The organism is Gelidibacter sp., assembly GCF_053579655.1.
On record NZ_JBMDWE010000013.1, the window covers coordinates 1 to 14444 of the forward strand.

General features: G+C 38.4%; 14 protein-coding genes. 5 read left to right on the forward strand and 9 right to left on the reverse strand.

All coding sequences use genetic code 11. The features are described from left to right. The first annotated feature begins 163 nt into the window (after positions 1-163). From ACOH2D_RS08245 to ACOH2D_RS08255, 3 genes are all read left to right on the forward strand, one after another. The gene (locus ACOH2D_RS08245; protein ID WP_348037782.1) at positions 164-577 is read left to right on the forward strand and encodes a GreA/GreB family elongation factor; all 414 of its coding nucleotides are present in this window, start codon (positions 164-166) and stop codon (positions 575-577) included. Then, entirely contained in the window at positions 577-954 is a 378-nt protein-coding gene (locus tag ACOH2D_RS08250; protein WP_348037780.1) for a hypothetical protein, read from the forward strand. The genes ACOH2D_RS08245 and ACOH2D_RS08250 overlap by 1 nt, the downstream gene beginning before the upstream one ends. A gap of 162 nt (positions 955-1116) precedes the next feature. After that, positions 1117-1944, forward strand: a complete 828-nt coding sequence (locus tag ACOH2D_RS08255; RefSeq protein ID WP_348037778.1) for an NYN domain-containing protein — start codon at positions 1117-1119, stop codon at positions 1942-1944. A gap of 1071 nt (positions 1945-3015) precedes the next feature. Here the strand turns inward: ACOH2D_RS08255 and ACOH2D_RS08260 are convergent. From ACOH2D_RS08260 to ACOH2D_RS08300, 9 genes are all read right to left on the reverse strand, one after another. Further along, positions 3016-4557, reverse strand: coding sequence for an acyl-CoA carboxylase subunit beta (locus ACOH2D_RS08260; RefSeq protein ID WP_449534933.1), 1542 nt, complete (start codon positions 4555-4557; stop codon positions 3016-3018). A 182-nt stretch (positions 4558-4739) separates the two neighbouring features. Then, positions 4740-6185, reverse strand: a complete 1446-nt coding sequence (locus ACOH2D_RS08265; protein ID WP_348037774.1) for an acetyl-CoA carboxylase biotin carboxylase subunit — start codon at positions 6183-6185, stop codon at positions 4740-4742. 174 nt (positions 6186-6359) lie between these two features. Further along, complete coding sequence (locus tag ACOH2D_RS08270) at positions 6360-6845, reverse strand: acyl-CoA carboxylase biotin carboxyl carrier protein subunit (protein ID WP_348037772.1); 486 nt, start codon at positions 6843-6845, stop codon at positions 6360-6362. A gap of 47 nt (positions 6846-6892) precedes the next feature. Continuing rightward, the gene (locus ACOH2D_RS08275) at positions 6893-7561 is read right to left on the reverse strand and encodes a 3'-5' exonuclease (protein ID WP_348037770.1); all 669 of its coding nucleotides are present in this window, start codon (positions 7559-7561) and stop codon (positions 6893-6895) included. Then, positions 7558-9480 (reverse strand): DUF294 nucleotidyltransferase-like domain-containing protein, encoded by a 1923-nt coding sequence (locus tag ACOH2D_RS08280; protein ID WP_449534934.1) that lies wholly within the window; start codon positions 9478-9480, stop codon positions 7558-7560. Before ACOH2D_RS08280 ends, ACOH2D_RS08275 begins: the two co-directional genes overlap by 4 nt. 62 nt (positions 9481-9542) lie before the next feature. Continuing rightward, positions 9543-10220 (reverse strand): PrsW family intramembrane metalloprotease, encoded by a 678-nt coding sequence (locus tag ACOH2D_RS08285; protein WP_449534935.1) that lies wholly within the window; start codon positions 10218-10220, stop codon positions 9543-9545. A gap of 9 nt (positions 10221-10229) precedes the next feature. After that, the gene (locus ACOH2D_RS08290; protein WP_449534936.1) at positions 10230-10787 is read right to left on the reverse strand and encodes an NUDIX hydrolase; all 558 of its coding nucleotides are present in this window, start codon (positions 10785-10787) and stop codon (positions 10230-10232) included. A gap of 202 nt (positions 10788-10989) precedes the next feature. Continuing rightward, positions 10990-11949, reverse strand: coding sequence for an aminotransferase class V-fold PLP-dependent enzyme (locus ACOH2D_RS08295; protein ID WP_449534937.1), 960 nt, complete (start codon positions 11947-11949; stop codon positions 10990-10992). Further along, positions 11949-13040 (reverse strand): M42 family metallopeptidase, encoded by a 1092-nt coding sequence (locus ACOH2D_RS08300; RefSeq protein WP_348037760.1) that lies wholly within the window; start codon positions 13038-13040, stop codon positions 11949-11951. The genes ACOH2D_RS08295 and ACOH2D_RS08300 overlap by 1 nt, the downstream gene beginning before the upstream one ends. A gap of 100 nt (positions 13041-13140) precedes the next feature. Here ACOH2D_RS08300 and ACOH2D_RS08305 point away from each other — a divergent pair, with 100 nt between their 5' ends. Both ACOH2D_RS08305 and trhA read left to right on the forward strand, forming a co-directional pair. Continuing rightward, positions 13141-13815, forward strand: coding sequence for a DUF4294 domain-containing protein (locus ACOH2D_RS08305; protein ID WP_449534938.1), 675 nt, complete (start codon positions 13141-13143; stop codon positions 13813-13815). Continuing rightward, a complete protein-coding gene (gene trhA, locus ACOH2D_RS08310) occupies positions 13815-14441 on the forward strand; it encodes a PAQR family membrane homeostasis protein TrhA (RefSeq protein ID WP_449534939.1) in 627 nt (208 codons plus the stop codon). The genes ACOH2D_RS08305 and trhA overlap by 1 nt, the downstream gene beginning before the upstream one ends. Positions 14442-14444 lie beyond the last annotated feature (3 nt).

Sequence of the window (14444 nt, forward strand, 5' to 3'; positions counted from 1 at the left end):
AAAATTTAATCATCCAATAGAATGATTAATTGCGAATAACATGTGTCCATTAAAAAACAATAAAAATATACACATGAAATGAGCATGCTAAAAATTTAATCATCCAATAGAATGATTAATTGCGAATAACATGTGTCCATTAAAAAACAATAAAAACACACACATGAAATACGGTAAATTAATATTAGAAAAGAAGGAGTACGTGATGATAAAGCGCTTGTTAAATCTCACTAATGACTATAAGGATTCTACACAAAAAGTATCCTTGACTAAATTTGCAAAGGAAATTGAAAGTGCTGAAATTTTGGACGATGACAAAGTGCCTGAGGATGTTGTAAGGATCAATTCAGAAGTTACCATTGCTACTAAGGATGGTTGGAAATATACCTTTCAGGTGGTTTTACCTGCTGAAAGCAATAATTCTCAAAAGAAAATATCCTTGCTATTACCAATGGGTGCCGCTGTTTTAGGATATGCTAAAGATGACAGCATCAGTTGGACTTTTCCAGGAGGTGATAAGGAGATTGTCATTTTAGATGTGAAACAAAACAATATAACAAAATTAAATATAATATAATGGATTCCACACTCAATTACGGAAATGAAACAGATGACGAAATCGTCAAAAGACAAATGCATCGGGAGCTTCAAACTTGGATTTCGCATTTGGAAGCTATGAATACTGAGGCCGACCAATTAGCTAAAATTGCTTCCAATAAAATTAATGATAAAACATTGTGTGATGGTTTATTGGATAACATCAATGAGAATATTAATCTATTGAATGAATTCTATACCTATCGGAACGTCATGAATAACATTAGGGAATGTGATGAACTGGAATGTGACCAATTCTATATGCTCCAACATGATCAAGTATTTGATAAATACATGGAAGGCGTGGACAATTATCGTTCTGTAAAGGATAAAGTCTATCAAAAACTACTCAATTAGTTTTCCCGTTTTGTCCCATAAAATATAAAATAATCCGTAGCCTGTTTAGGCTACGGATTTTTAATAGCAGTTCTAAAAAATCGCTTTTGGGATAATTTTCCTGCAATTATACACTACCTTTAGCATTATATAACTTCATAAAATAAAAATAATTCCCATTCAATGGATCTTAAACTTGCAGTATTAATAGATGGCGATAATATTCCTTCAGCCTATGTAAAAGAAATGATGGAAGAAATTGCTAAATATGGAAACCCGACTATCAAACGTATTTATGGCGATTGGACCAAGCCACACCTTTCTAAATGGAAAAATTTATTGTTGGAAAACGCCATTACCCCAATCCAACAATACGGCTATACGGTTGGTAAAAACGCAACGGATTCTGCAATGATCATTGATGCGATGGATATTCTATATTCGCAAAAGGTCGATGGATTTTGTTTGGTATCGAGTGATAGCGATTTTACGCGATTAGCAACGCGACTTCGTGAAGCAGGCATGAAAGTTTACGGAATAGGAGAGAAGAAGACCCCAAATCCATTTATCGTGGCGTGTGATAAGTTCATTTATATTGAGATTCTTAAGAATCAAGGCGAAGAGGAAGAAGTTAGCACTTCCAATGAAAAATCAAAATCAAATAAGAGTGATATTGATAAGATATCCTCAAAAGATATTAAATTTATTGCTGCTACTATTGATGATGTTGCAGATGATGATGGCTGGGCTTTTTTAGGTGATGTTGGTGGTATGTTGCAGAAAAAACAGCCGAATTTTGATTCTCGTAACTTCGGATTTCAAAAATTGACGCCTTTAATTAAATCCATTAATGAATTTGAAATTGAGCGTCGTGAAGACTCAAAAGGACATAACAAGTTAATCTATGTCAGGATTAAGCAGAATCAACCTAAGCCAGTACCAAAGCCAACAACAAAGTCAAAACCAAAAAAACATTCAGGAAACAACAAGAAGTTGATTGAAAAACAGTAGATTCTTTATGATTTCAGCTTTTTAGATGTGCATGATAATGAGTTTCGATAAATTCATGAAGCACTTCGAAGCTAAATAATAAGTTGTTTTTTTATTTGGGCGTTTGGTTGCCCGAAAAGGTCAACCACCGCGCTCTCGCCCCTCACTTTTTGGTCCGCTTTTTGGCGTCCCAAAAGAGTTCAAGCAAAGGGCTCCATCACTAACGCAGCCCCGTTAGGACTCGGAAATTTAGGCATTTTGATTTAAATGTCTGATTTCTGAAAAATAAAAAGTAAACTGCTTTTCAGTAAAATGGAACCTCTCTAGGTTTTGCTCCACTGCATATCATCTGTAATCATAAAAAATCAGCGTCATCAGCGTTCTATTCGTTATAATAATTTGGGCGTTTGGTTGCCCGAAAAGGTCAACCACCGCGCTCTCGCCCCTCACTTTTTGGTCCGCTTTTTGGCGTCCCAAAAGAGTTCAAGCAAAGGGCTCCATCACTAACGCAGCCCCGTTAGGATTCGAAGATCCCTAGCATTTTGATTTAAATGTTTGATTTCTGAAAATAAAAAGTGAATGGCTTTTCAGTAAAATGGAACCTCTTTAAGTTTTGCTCCACCGCATATCATCTTTAATCATAAAAAATCAGCGTCTTCAGCGTTCCATTCGTTATAATAATAATAATAATAATAAAAATAATTTGGGCGTTTGGTTGCCCGAAAAGGTCAACCACCGCGCTCACGCCCCTCACTTTTTGAGCCGCTTTTCGGCGTCCCAAAAGAGTTCAAGCAAAGGGCTCCATCGCTAACGCAGCCCCGTTAGAACTCGAAGATTTCTAGCATTTTGATTTAAATGGCTGATATCTGAAAAATAAAAAGTAAACTGCTTTTCAGTAAAATGGAACCTCTTTAAGTTTTGCTCCACTGCAATATCATCTGTAATCATAAAAAATCAGCGTCAACCTCCTGAACGGACGGGCAGGTCAGTGTTCCATCCGATTTTAAAATGAGTTCAGTTGTATTTATGAAACTACTATATAGCCTACTATTTGTAACCATGAGGTAGGAGTTTTGAACTAATCAAAAAACATCACAAAGGAATATTTCCATGTTTCCGTTTAGGGCTATCAACTTTCTTGTCTTTCAACATGGCGAAGGCCTTGATTAGTTTGCGTCGCGTATCTTTTGGTAAAATGACTTCATCAATAAATCCACGTTCTGCTGCGCTATAAGGATTTGCAAAAAGATTGGCGTATTCGGCTTCTTTTTCTTTCCACTTCGCCTCTTTATCCCCAGCAGTATCAATCTCCTTTTTAAAGATGATTTCCGCTGCGCCTTTAGCGCCCATGACGGCAATTTCAGCACTTGGCCATGCAAAATTCATATCGGCACCAATGTGTTTGGAATTCATCACATCATAAGCACCGCCATAAGCCTTTCTGGTAATAACGGTAACTCGCGGAACTGTCGCTTCGCTAAATGCATATAATAATTTTGCCCCATGAACAATGATCCCGCGCCATTCCTGATCTGTGCCTGGTAAAAATCCAGGTACATCTTCCAATACCAATAACGGAATATTGAAACAATCGCAAAAACGGACAAATCGGGCAGCTTTCTTTGAACTGTTAACATCTAAAACACCTGCTAAATACATCGGTTGGTTGGCAACAATCCCAATACTTCGGCCACCTAATCGTGCAAATCCGACAATAATATTTTCTGCATAATCTTTATGGATTTCATAAAAAGAATCTTTGTCAATAATCCCGTTGATTACACTGTGCATGTCATAAGGCTTGTTGGCATTCGCCGGAATGATATCTGAAAGTACTTCTCTGACTTCATCTTCAAGATCATAAGGAAATAGAGGAGAAGTTTCAGTATTATTTTGTGGGAAGTAGCTCAAGAGTTTTTTGATGTCTTCCAAACATTCCACATCGTTGGATGATGTAATATGCGCAACTCCCGATTTAGTTGAATGCGTACTGGCACCTCCTAATTCTTCTGAGGTCACATTTTCGTTCGTCACAGTTTTGACCACATTAGGCCCTGTAACAAACATATAACTGGTATCCTGAACCATAAGGGTGAAATCGGTCATCGCCGGACTGTAAACAGCGCCACCGGCACAAGGACCCATGATGGCAGATATTTGAGGAATTACCCCAGAAGCTTGTACGTTTCGGTAAAAAATATCAGCATAACCACCTAAACTGCGCACACCTTCTTGTATTCGCGCACCACCGGAATCATTCAACCCAATAATTGGTGCACCTACTTTCACGGCCAAATCCATGACTTTACAAATTTTCTCGGCATGTGTTTCTGATAAAGAACCTCCAAACACCGTGAAATCCTGTGCGAAAACATAAACCAATCTGCCGTTTACAGTACCATAACCCGTAACCACACCATCGCCATAAAACAGTTGATTTTCCATGCCGAAATCTTTTGTGCGATGCGTGACTAACGCGCCAATTTCCTCAAACGAACCCTCATCCATCAAATAAAAGACACGTTCTCTTGCGGTCAATTTCTTTTTTTCGTGTTGTTTGTCAATCCGATCCTGTCCGCCACCAAGATAGGCTAGGGCCAGTTTGTCGTTAAGGTCGTTTATTTTAGATTCCATAATATTTTATTTCTCGCAAAAACGCGATATTATTGATTATTTCTCGCAGAGGCGCGGAGGCGCTAAGCTTTTGTGTTTAATGTTAAAACTCTCTGTGCAACTCAGTGAGTTCTCTGAGTAACTCTGTGTTATATTTTAATTTCATTCTTGCATTAAACTTGGTTGCTGAGCTTGTCGAAGTATCAATTTCCACCCGGCACCCTCAATTTCTTCTGATCCTCCAAATAGCGTTTCACCGCGATCAAAGCTGCCAAATGCGCTTCTTTCGCATTATTTTCCTTTAGTTTTTCAGCTGAATAATACTTTTTAACAAAGCTTGTGTCAAAATTTCCAGAACGAAAAGCGTCGTGCTCACAAACAAACGTTCCAAAAGGAAGGGTCGTGTCAATGCCTTCAATGTGATAATTATTAATGGCGTTTAGCATTTCATCAATAGCTTCAGCTCTTGTTTCGCCATAGGTGATTAATTTTGCCAACATCGGATCATAATAAATAGGGATATCCATGCCTTCTTCAAAGCCGTTGTCGACTCTGATGTTTTTGCCAATTGGTAATTGATACGCCTCTAAATGTCCAACGCTCGGTAAAAAATCGTTCAACGGATCTTCAGCATAAACACGCAGTTCCAAAGCATGACCTTTAATTTTTAAATCTTCCTGTTTTAGAGGTAAAACTTCGCCTCGAGCCACACGGATCTGTAATTCGACCAAATCGGTATTGGTAATGAGTTCCGTAACCGGATGTTCAACCTGGAGACGTGTGTTCATTTCTAAAAAATAGAAATTGAGGTTTTCATCCAATAAAAATTCTACAGTTCCAGCACCCACATAATCACAGGCTTTTGCCACTTTTACAGCAGCTTCTCCCATTTCTGCACGTAATTCGGGCGTTAAAACGAAAGAAGGAGCTTCTTCAACAACTTTTTGATGACGCCTTTGAATGCTGCATTCCCGCTCAAAAAGATGAATAATATTGCCATGCATATCGGCCATGACTTGAATTTCAATATGACGTGGCGAACTGACGTATTTCTCGATAAATACGGATCCATCCCCAAAAGCCGAAGTGGCTTCGCTAATAGCACGATTCATTTGACTTTCCAATTCCGAGACTTTTTCAACCACGCGCATCCCTTTTCCACCACCACCTGCAGCGGCTTTGATCAAAATAGGATAGCCAATGGCATTGGCAATGTGTTTCGCTTTCTCAACATCCGTAATCGCTTCATCAATACCGGGAACCATGGGGATGTTATAATGTTTGACAGCCTCTTTGGCGGCCAATTTATTACCCATCATTTCTATAGCCTTGGATTTTGGACCGATAAAAATCAGACCATTGGTTTCGCAAGCTTCTGCAAAAGCAGCATTCTCACTTAAAAATCCGTATCCAGGATGAATAGCGTCAACATTTAAGCTTTTGGCGACTTCGATGATTTTATCGCCCAATAAATAGGATTGATTGGAAGGGCCTTCACCAATTAAAACCGCTACATCCGCATATCTGACATGAGGCGACTTCCTATCAGCAGTAGAATAGATAGCAACAGTTTTGATGCCCATTTTCTTTGCCGTCTTCATGACGCGAATGGCGATTTCTCCTCGATTTGCAACTAATATTTTTTTCATTGAAAAACTTGTTTTTCATTCCTGCGTAGGCGGGAATCTCAATTAAACCAGCGAACACAGGTATCCCTTTTTTTAACCACGAATTCACGAATACTGTTCTATTTGGGATCGTGATTTCTGTTTGTTGTTTATAATCTTCAGTAATTTCACTTGTTTCAAAAAAGACATTTCGTCTTACTCAAACTCAATCAATATTTGATTCTTGTCAACCGCATCTCCTTTTTGGACAGAAATCGATTTGATAAACCCGTCTCTTGGGGAGCTGATGACGTTTTCCATTTTCATGGCCTCTAGGATTAAAAGCGAATCGTTTTCCTTGACTTCATCGCCAACTTTTACATTCATTGCAAGAATCAACCCGGGCATTGGGGCCATGATTTCATTAACCAGTTTCGAACTCCCAAGTTCAAAGCCTAAGTGTTTTATTAAAATATCTAAAGCATTGAATATGTTAATGTTATATATGTTATTATTGACTTTTACTTTATATGCTTTTTTAGTAAAATTACTATCTATTATTTCAGCCTTATATGATTTACCATCCTGTAGTATATGGTATTTCAAATGGGAGGTTTCAATGGTGTCTAACGATTTTATATCCTCATTGGATACTGAAAGTTCCAGTGCTCCATTAACCTTCACTTGGTATGTTTTATTCATAGTGTTTTGTCATTAATGGTTGAAAAGTTACGATTTTATGAGGGATATTAAAACCTATTTGATTTAAGAAAATAATGTTCCAATTTAAAGGATTTCGATTTTTTGAGGAGTGCTGTCGTCTTAAGGAATATGAGAGCGGCAATCAGTGCATCACCGGGCGCGGTATGCCGATCTATCAAATTAATAGCATAGGCCTCTGCAATGTCGTCAAGTGAATATTGGGCGCGTTTATCAATAAAATTGGATTTGATTCGAGTGTTGGCATAGAGATCCATGGTATCGATAACTTTATTTTTCAAATTTGGCAAATCCATTCGGTTCAATGCCGCATTGATCATTTGAATATCGAAGCTCGCATGGTGGGCAATTAATACGGCATCTTCAATATAATTCAGAAATTGCTTCATGGCATCTTCCTCAGAAAATTTCGTTGTCATACCATGTTGGCGAATACCGTGAATAGGGACGCTTTCTGGATTAAAATGGGACTGTTTTAAATAGATTTCCAAGGATTCAGCGACTGAAATCTCATTTCCAACAATAGACACGGCACCGATAGACAATATTCGGTCGATATAGAAATCAAAACCAGTGGTTTCGGTATCCAGAGCGACAAACCGTGACAACTCCAAAGTCTTTTTTTCCTTTTTTTCAAAGTGTTGCAGATACGCTTCCCAATAGTCCGGATATTTCTTTTTTTTGAAGGTCCAGATCATCCCTTAAAATTACTTAGATTATACTTCAGTTTGATGGATTCCTGAACCTTTGCTATGGTTTTAAAACACCGTTTCAATTTCATTTTCTCTTCTTTAGTCAATGCTGCTAATTCGATAAATCGACCGTTATCGTTATGGAGCAAGCCATGTTTTGTGCGGAATTTGAGCAGCGCTTTTGAAGTATAGGAACAGGATAGGTAGAATTCTTTATTCTCGGGAAATAATTCAGCCATTTTTTCAAATCGTTCAGCTGTATTATTAATGTTTTTAATTTGATTGGATAGTGCAAATAGGCGGCCGGCATCTACAATAGGCATGATGGCACGTTTTTTAATGTCGAAAAAATCTTTATACTCACCATCTTGTTCTACCAAAAACTGTCTAAAAAAACCAAGTGGTGAAGCGCTCCTAAGTGCATTCGCTGCAAGCTTGGATAAGAACATATGGTTGTTTTTTGTGATTTCGAATATATGATCCGAGAGTTGGTTGGTAAGATTGGCATCGCCAAAACTGATGTCGAAGTCGAAAAAAATAGAGGATAGCAATATTTCGTCATCACCAGTGTTTGAAGTCCATTGAATAAACTGATTTTTCCATTCGTCCAAACTTAAACACCATTTAGAATTTTTTGCCATGATGTCGGCCGGGCAAAAGTCAAAGCCCACAGCATCCAGCCGTTTATTAACTTTTTTTGCGAGCAACAGGAAATACGCTCTTACATTTTCCAATTCCTCGGCTGCAACATTTTCAAACACGATGGCATTGTCTTGATCTGTCTGCAATAATTGCTCTTTTCTTCCTTGGCTGCCCATGGACATCCAGGCAAACTTCACAGGAGGTTGCTTTTCCATTTTCACTATACAACGCTCAATAGTGCGCTTAATGGTCGCATCATTCAGTTCAAATATTATTTTACTGGTTTGGGTCAAAGGAATATCTTGTTCCACAAAACCCTTTAAAAGCACCATTATTTTTTTGCGGATATGCTTTAATTGTTTTGTGGATTGGGAGCGCTTGATGGCTTTCATCAAAATTGTTGGATTGCTGCCCCGCATCACATTGATGTCGTTTTGTGAAATGACACCTATGATTTTTGAATTTGGGGTACCATCTGCTGTGACACATAAATGACTGACATTGTGCTTCATCATTGTGAGTTGTGCCTGGCTGATGGACACACCTTTTGGGTAACACAAAACAGGCCAGCTCATGATCTGGCTTGCATGGTCTTCGATGCTCTTTTCGCCAGTGACAACCTGGTTGCGTAAATCTTCATCCGTTATAATGCCAATGGGAAGACCATCATCTTCAATGACTATGGATCCAATGTGATGTTGCTTCATCAATTGTGCGATGTCTTTAATTTTAGTGTCCGCCTTGGCTGTAATGACCTTTTTTACGTAGCGCACAGGCTGAAGTTCAAAAAGTTCTTTATCGTTTTCCACCACTTCCAAGCGATTGTCATACAATGAGCCATGGATTTCTTTTGAAAAAGGATTTTCAGTATTGGACGCGAAGCTTTCTATGAGAAAGTCAACAACACCTCTGTTTTGGGTTATTAACGGCTTAAAAGTGGCCAATGGGATGCCGTAAAGGATACTTTCTTCTTCAGTAATGGCATCGGTGGCATAGTTTTCATTGGCAAAAAGAGGTCGGAGTCCGAAAATATCGCCTTCATCAAATCGATCGACCGTTTCCAGTTTTGAATTAATCTCCTTTTCCAGTGCAATGGCACCTTTGTGAATTATATAGAATCTTTCGTGAGGAGCCTCGCCTGCAGCATAGACCTTTTTGCCTTTTTCGAGGTAGGTAATTGTTACTACTTTTGCGATAGCATATAAATCCTCTTTTGAAAGTTGGTCAAAAGGAGGGAAGTTTTTTATGAAATCGGCAATTCTTTCAGCTATGGTATTTTTCATTCCTATAAAATTAATCAAAAAAAGTGGCAATCGATATTCAAATTTTCTTTGTTTACTGTTCTTTATTTAGGTCGGAAATAGGATATGTTTTGATGTCGTCTGATGGCTCTCCTTGAAAGTAAAAATCCTATAAATAGGGACACAAATGCACCGATCCAAATTCCAGGTACAAAATCGATGAACAAGAAAAAGTCATAAGCGCCGTGAAAAAGAACGGCAAGAAATAGGCCCGTGAGATTTAAAACGACCCTGTTTTTGGAAAATTTTGCTTTTCCCATAAAATAGCCCATGAGGATGGCGAAGGTCGCATGCGCAGGAACGGCCGTAAACGCTCTAATAATAGCAACTTCCATTCCACCTTGCAGCACGTACATGATGTTTTCTGTCGCTGCAAAACCCATGGATACCATGACCGCATACACAATCCCGTCAAAAGGTTCGTTGTAGTCTTCATTGGGTTGCGAGTAATAACGGATGATGATGTATTTGCTAAATTCTTCTGACAAACCTACCACAAAAAAGGCTTTGATGAATTGTTCAAAAATGCTATCCTGATTGTTTAAGGGGAGTGGGGTTTCAATAATGATATAAAGTAATGTGGTAATGGTGACGCTGACAATCGCACCTAACATAAAATTGTAAAACAATAATCGGGTGGGTTCTTTTTCATGTTTATCCTTTATATACACGTAAAATATAATCACAAAAACAGGAACGATGGCTAACAAAAATAAGGTCATATTTTTTATTTATGATAGTCTACGTTCGATGGCATAGATAACTTCAAGATAATAAGGGGTGTTACTCGATATGAAATGGCCATTAAGATCACTGTTTTCCAATAATTCTCTAAATTCAGGGATGGATACGAACTTAACCTGTGCCACCTCTTCTTTATCCAAGATGAAATCTTCTAAAGTATAATCAATTTTAGCGATAAACGTATGGTGGAATTCGTTGTCCTTGATGCCGTTGGCATAACTCTGAAAACAGTCGTAAACGCCAATTTTTTCTAAGTTGCTTTCTGAAATCTCAATCCCGATTTCCTCTCGTGTTTCCCGTATAGCGGCGTGCTCAATGTTTTCTCCAGCATCGACGTGCCCGGCTACAGAAACGTCCCATAACAATGGATAAATGGTTTTAGAAGCGGCGCGTTGCGCCAATAATATTTTGGCATTAGCATTATAAAACCACACATGCGCCGTGTTGTGGTAATAGCCTTTGCTGTGGATTTCAGATTTTAGGCAACTCTTTCCAGTGGCTGAGCCGTCTGCATTTATAATGTCGATATATTCGTCGTTCTCCATCTTAAGTCATCACGGATTTTAAACAGTTTACAAATTTGTCGAAATCATTTTCCGTATTAAAAAAATGACAGGATAAACGTACATAAGCACCTCTGAAAGAAACAAATATATGTCTTTCGAGTAAAGCTTTCTTAAACCGTTTAACATCGACCGTTTCAGGTAGTTTAAGCCCGAAAAGATGATGACTTCTGAAAGTATCATCTTAAATATAACAGCCTAAAGCTCGTAAGTCTGCTACAGCTTTCGTCGAAATGTCCTTACAATAGTCTTGTACCGCTTGAGGCGTCCATAGAATAACTTGTTTTAGAGCTTCCAATTGCATTTTGACATAGATGAAACTTCCGCTTTCGCCAACAGCATATCTATTGGCTAAAGGCTTATATTCAGATTGGTATTGCGTCAAATCGGCCAACTTGTGACTGTCCAATCGGTTGGTCCAGTTTTCTTCCAAAGGTTCGCCGTTATCAAAATAAGGACCATAATAAGCATATCCGCAGCCATAGGGTCCGAAAAGCCATTTGTATCCCGCACAAATTAAAGCATCTGGTTGGATGTCTTTGACCGAAAATGGCAAAGCGCCAATGGATTGGCTGCCATCAATAATCAACAATGCATTGTGTTGTCGGGTTTTTGCTCTAATCGCTTTTAGGTCGAATAAAACACCGCTCGACCAATGGATATGTCCCATAGCAACCACAGCTGTTGAATCATCAATAGCATTTAAAATAGCTTCATTCCATAATTTACCGCGATTGGTTTTAGTTTCTGGCGCTTCAACTATTTTTAAATGGGAATGATATTTGTCGGCCAATTTCTTCCAGGAATAATAATTACTTGGGAATTGTTCCTGCATTAAAACGACATTATCTCCCGGATTTAATTTGATGTTATTTGCCACGGTGGCGATTCCGTAAGAAACGGAAGGGATGGTTGTAATTCGTTCGTATTCATTTGTCTCAATAATTTGAGCGAACCTTTTCTTTAACTCAATAACCGGTTCAAAAAAATCAGATGGTGGAATCAAATAGGGCCTGCTTTTTTCCAACACAGCTTCAATCCCTGCTGTTTCCACTGCTTTAAACGACGGCGAAAGACTCGCCGTGTTTAAATAGCAAATGTCATCAGGAATATCAAACAGCTGTTTTTGTTGCAGTGCGTTCATTATTTATCAAAATAACTGAACGTGTCGTTTTCCTTGATGTTTAATAAGGATTCATAAATCAATCGGATGACATTTTCAACATCCTCTTTATGTACCATTTCAACGGTCGTGTGCATATAACGCAATGGTAACGAAATCAAAGCGCTCGCCACACCCATACCGCTATAAGCAAAAGCATCGGTATCGGTTCCCGTCGCTCTAGAGCAGGCAGAACGTTGGAAAGGTATTTTTTGAGCTTCCGCCGTATCTGTAATCAAATCTCTTAATTTTTGTTGCACAGCAGGAGCATAGGCGATAACAGGGCCTAATCCTAATTCCAAATGACCTTCTACTTTTTTGTCGATCATAGGCGTTGTCGTGTCATGCGTTACGTCAGTTACAATGGCCACGTTAGGTTTGATGCGTTCGGCGATCATCTCTGCGCCCCGTAAACCGATTTCTTCCTGAACAGAATTTGTAATATAAAGTCCGAAAGGAAGTTTCTTTTTGTTTTCGTGCAATAAACGCGCAACTTGGGCTATCATAAAGCCGCCAATACGATTATCGAGAGCGCGACATACAAATTTGTCGTTATTCAAAATATGGAAAGTGTCAGGATAAGTGATCACACAACCGACGTGAACGCCCATTTTTTCGACTTCTTCCTTGTTTTTTGCACCCACATCAATCGTGATGTTTTCTACTTTTGGTGTTTCTTCTTTGGCTTTGTCTCGCGTGTGAATGGCAGGCCATCCAAAAACACCTTTAACGATGCCGTTTTTTGTATGGATATTGACAATTTTACTGGGCGCAATTTGATGGTCACTACCGCCATTTCTGATGACGTAAATCAGACCATTATCTGTGATATAGTTGACATACCATGAAATTTCATCGGCATGGCCTTCAATAACTACTTTGTATTTTGCATCTGGATTGATGACACCAACGGCCGTTCCGTAGGTATCCGTTATAAATTCATCAACATAAGGTTTGAGGTAATCCATCCATAATTCCTGCCCTGTCCATTCGTATCCTGTAGGTGATGCATTGTTGAGATAGTTTTCTAAAAACTCTAATGATTTGTCGTTTAAAATGTTCTTTTTTGCCATGGGTAAATATTTTGTCTAAAATTAATAATATTAATAGGATTTTAAGGTTAATGCTTATGTAAATTCTTAATTTTGGAATGATTTTAGCGCCATTGCACTGATGAAGTTGATAACCTACATTTTTATTTTTATACCGTTTTTTCTGATGGCCCAAGTTGAGCCTGAAGAAGATTCCACGGCGGTAGACTACTATTATATTGATGGAGATTCGATTCCTGTGTCTATCATTAATTTGGATCCTGTGGTGTTGATGGGCAAGTTGAAATACGGGAGTAAGGAAGATCGCGTACGTTATTTGATTTTGAAACGACGAACAATAAAAGTATATCCTTACGCTAAACTCGCAGCGGAACGCTTGGTTGAACTCAACAGTCGACTGGAAATCTTAAAGCGAAAAAGTGACCAACGCAGGTATGCCAAGATTATCCAGAAATATATCGAAGAAGAATTTTCGGAAGAATTAAAAAAACTGACGCGAAAAGAAGGTCAGATTTTGGTGAAGCTGATTCATCGTCAAACAGGCCAAACGACTTTTCAGTTAATTAAGGAATTGCGAAGTGGCTGGCGTGCGTTTTGGTTTAATAATACGGCAAGATTGTTTGATATTTCTTTAAAGGAAGAGTTTAATCCTTTGAAAGTGAGCGAAGACTATCTCATCGAGGATATTTTAGAACGTGCTTTTCAGGACGGAAAACTGGAGCGTCAAAAATCAGCATTCCCGATTGATTATTTAGAACTCACTAAAAAGTGGTCCTCCAAAACAGTTAAAAACTAATGCGCATACAATCTGATTTTGAAGAAAAACTAAATGTCTGGACTCATGGATTTGGCGCTGTTTTAGGAATTGCTGGATTAGCCTTATTAGTCAGTTTTAAAGAGCACAAATCAGATTGGAGTTTATTTAGCGTGATTGTTTATGGCGTTTCCATTATCATTCTCTTTTCTGCATCTGCCATTTATCATTCGGTTTCTAGTGAAAAGCGAAAGCATTACTTTAGAATCATCGACCATATCAGCATTTACCTTTTAATTGCTGGTACTTATACGCCAGTGACGTTAATCGCCTTAAATAATAGTTTAGGCTGGCCGTTATTTTGGACCGTTTGGGCAATTGCAGGTTTTGGGCTGATTCTTAAATTGTTTTTTACGGGAAAATTCGAGATTATTTCCACCTTACTTTATTTGGTAATGGGATGGTTGATTGTCTTTGATTTCACTAACCTCTCTGAACTGATTGGTCCCAATGGCCTCATTCTATTTATTGCAGGCGGCGCTTTCTACACATTAGGCATTATTTTTTATGCCGTTCATAAAATCCCTTACAATCATGTCATTTGGCATTTATTTGTGCTTGGTGGCGCCATTTGCCATTATTTGATGATTTTCTTTTATGTGTTGTAAAAG

What these genes read in the sequence shown, in the direction of transcription:
- ACOH2D_RS08245 (WP_348037782.1), top strand. Translation starts at nt 164, where the DNA reads ATGAAATACGGTAAATTAATATTAGAAAAGAAGGAGTACGTGATGATA.
- ACOH2D_RS08250 (WP_348037780.1), top strand. Translation starts at nt 577, where the DNA reads ATGGATTCCACACTCAATTACGGAAATGAAACAGATGACGAAATCGTC.
- ACOH2D_RS08255 (WP_348037778.1), top strand. Translation starts at nt 1,117, where the DNA reads ATGGATCTTAAACTTGCAGTATTAATAGATGGCGATAATATTCCTTCA.
- ACOH2D_RS08260 (WP_449534933.1), bottom strand. Translation starts at nt 4,557, where the DNA reads ATGGAATCTAAAATAAACGACCTTAACGACAAACTGGCCCTAGCCTAT.
- ACOH2D_RS08265 (WP_348037774.1), bottom strand. Translation starts at nt 6,185, where the DNA reads ATGAAAAAAATATTAGTTGCAAATCGAGGAGAAATCGCCATTCGCGTC.
- ACOH2D_RS08270 (WP_348037772.1), bottom strand. Translation starts at nt 6,845, where the DNA reads ATGAATAAAACATACCAAGTGAAGGTTAATGGAGCACTGGAACTTTCA.
- ACOH2D_RS08275 (WP_348037770.1), bottom strand. Translation starts at nt 7,561, where the DNA reads ATGATCTGGACCTTCAAAAAAAAGAAATATCCGGACTATTGGGAAGCG.
- ACOH2D_RS08280 (WP_449534934.1), bottom strand. Translation starts at nt 9,480, where the DNA reads ATGAAAAATACCATAGCTGAAAGAATTGCCGATTTCATAAAAAACTTC.
- ACOH2D_RS08285 (WP_449534935.1), bottom strand. Translation starts at nt 10,220, where the DNA reads ATGACCTTATTTTTGTTAGCCATCGTTCCTGTTTTTGTGATTATATTT.
- ACOH2D_RS08290 (WP_449534936.1), bottom strand. Translation starts at nt 10,787, where the DNA reads ATGGAGAACGACGAATATATCGACATTATAAATGCAGACGGCTCAGCC.
- ACOH2D_RS08295 (WP_449534937.1), bottom strand. Translation starts at nt 11,949, where the DNA reads ATGAACGCACTGCAACAAAAACAGCTGTTTGATATTCCTGATGACATT.
- ACOH2D_RS08300 (WP_348037760.1), bottom strand. Translation starts at nt 13,040, where the DNA reads ATGGCAAAAAAGAACATTTTAAACGACAAATCATTAGAGTTTTTAGAA.
- ACOH2D_RS08305 (WP_449534938.1), top strand. Translation starts at nt 13,141, where the DNA reads ATGAAGTTGATAACCTACATTTTTATTTTTATACCGTTTTTTCTGATG.
- trhA (WP_449534939.1), top strand. Translation starts at nt 13,815, where the DNA reads ATGCGCATACAATCTGATTTTGAAGAAAAACTAAATGTCTGGACTCAT.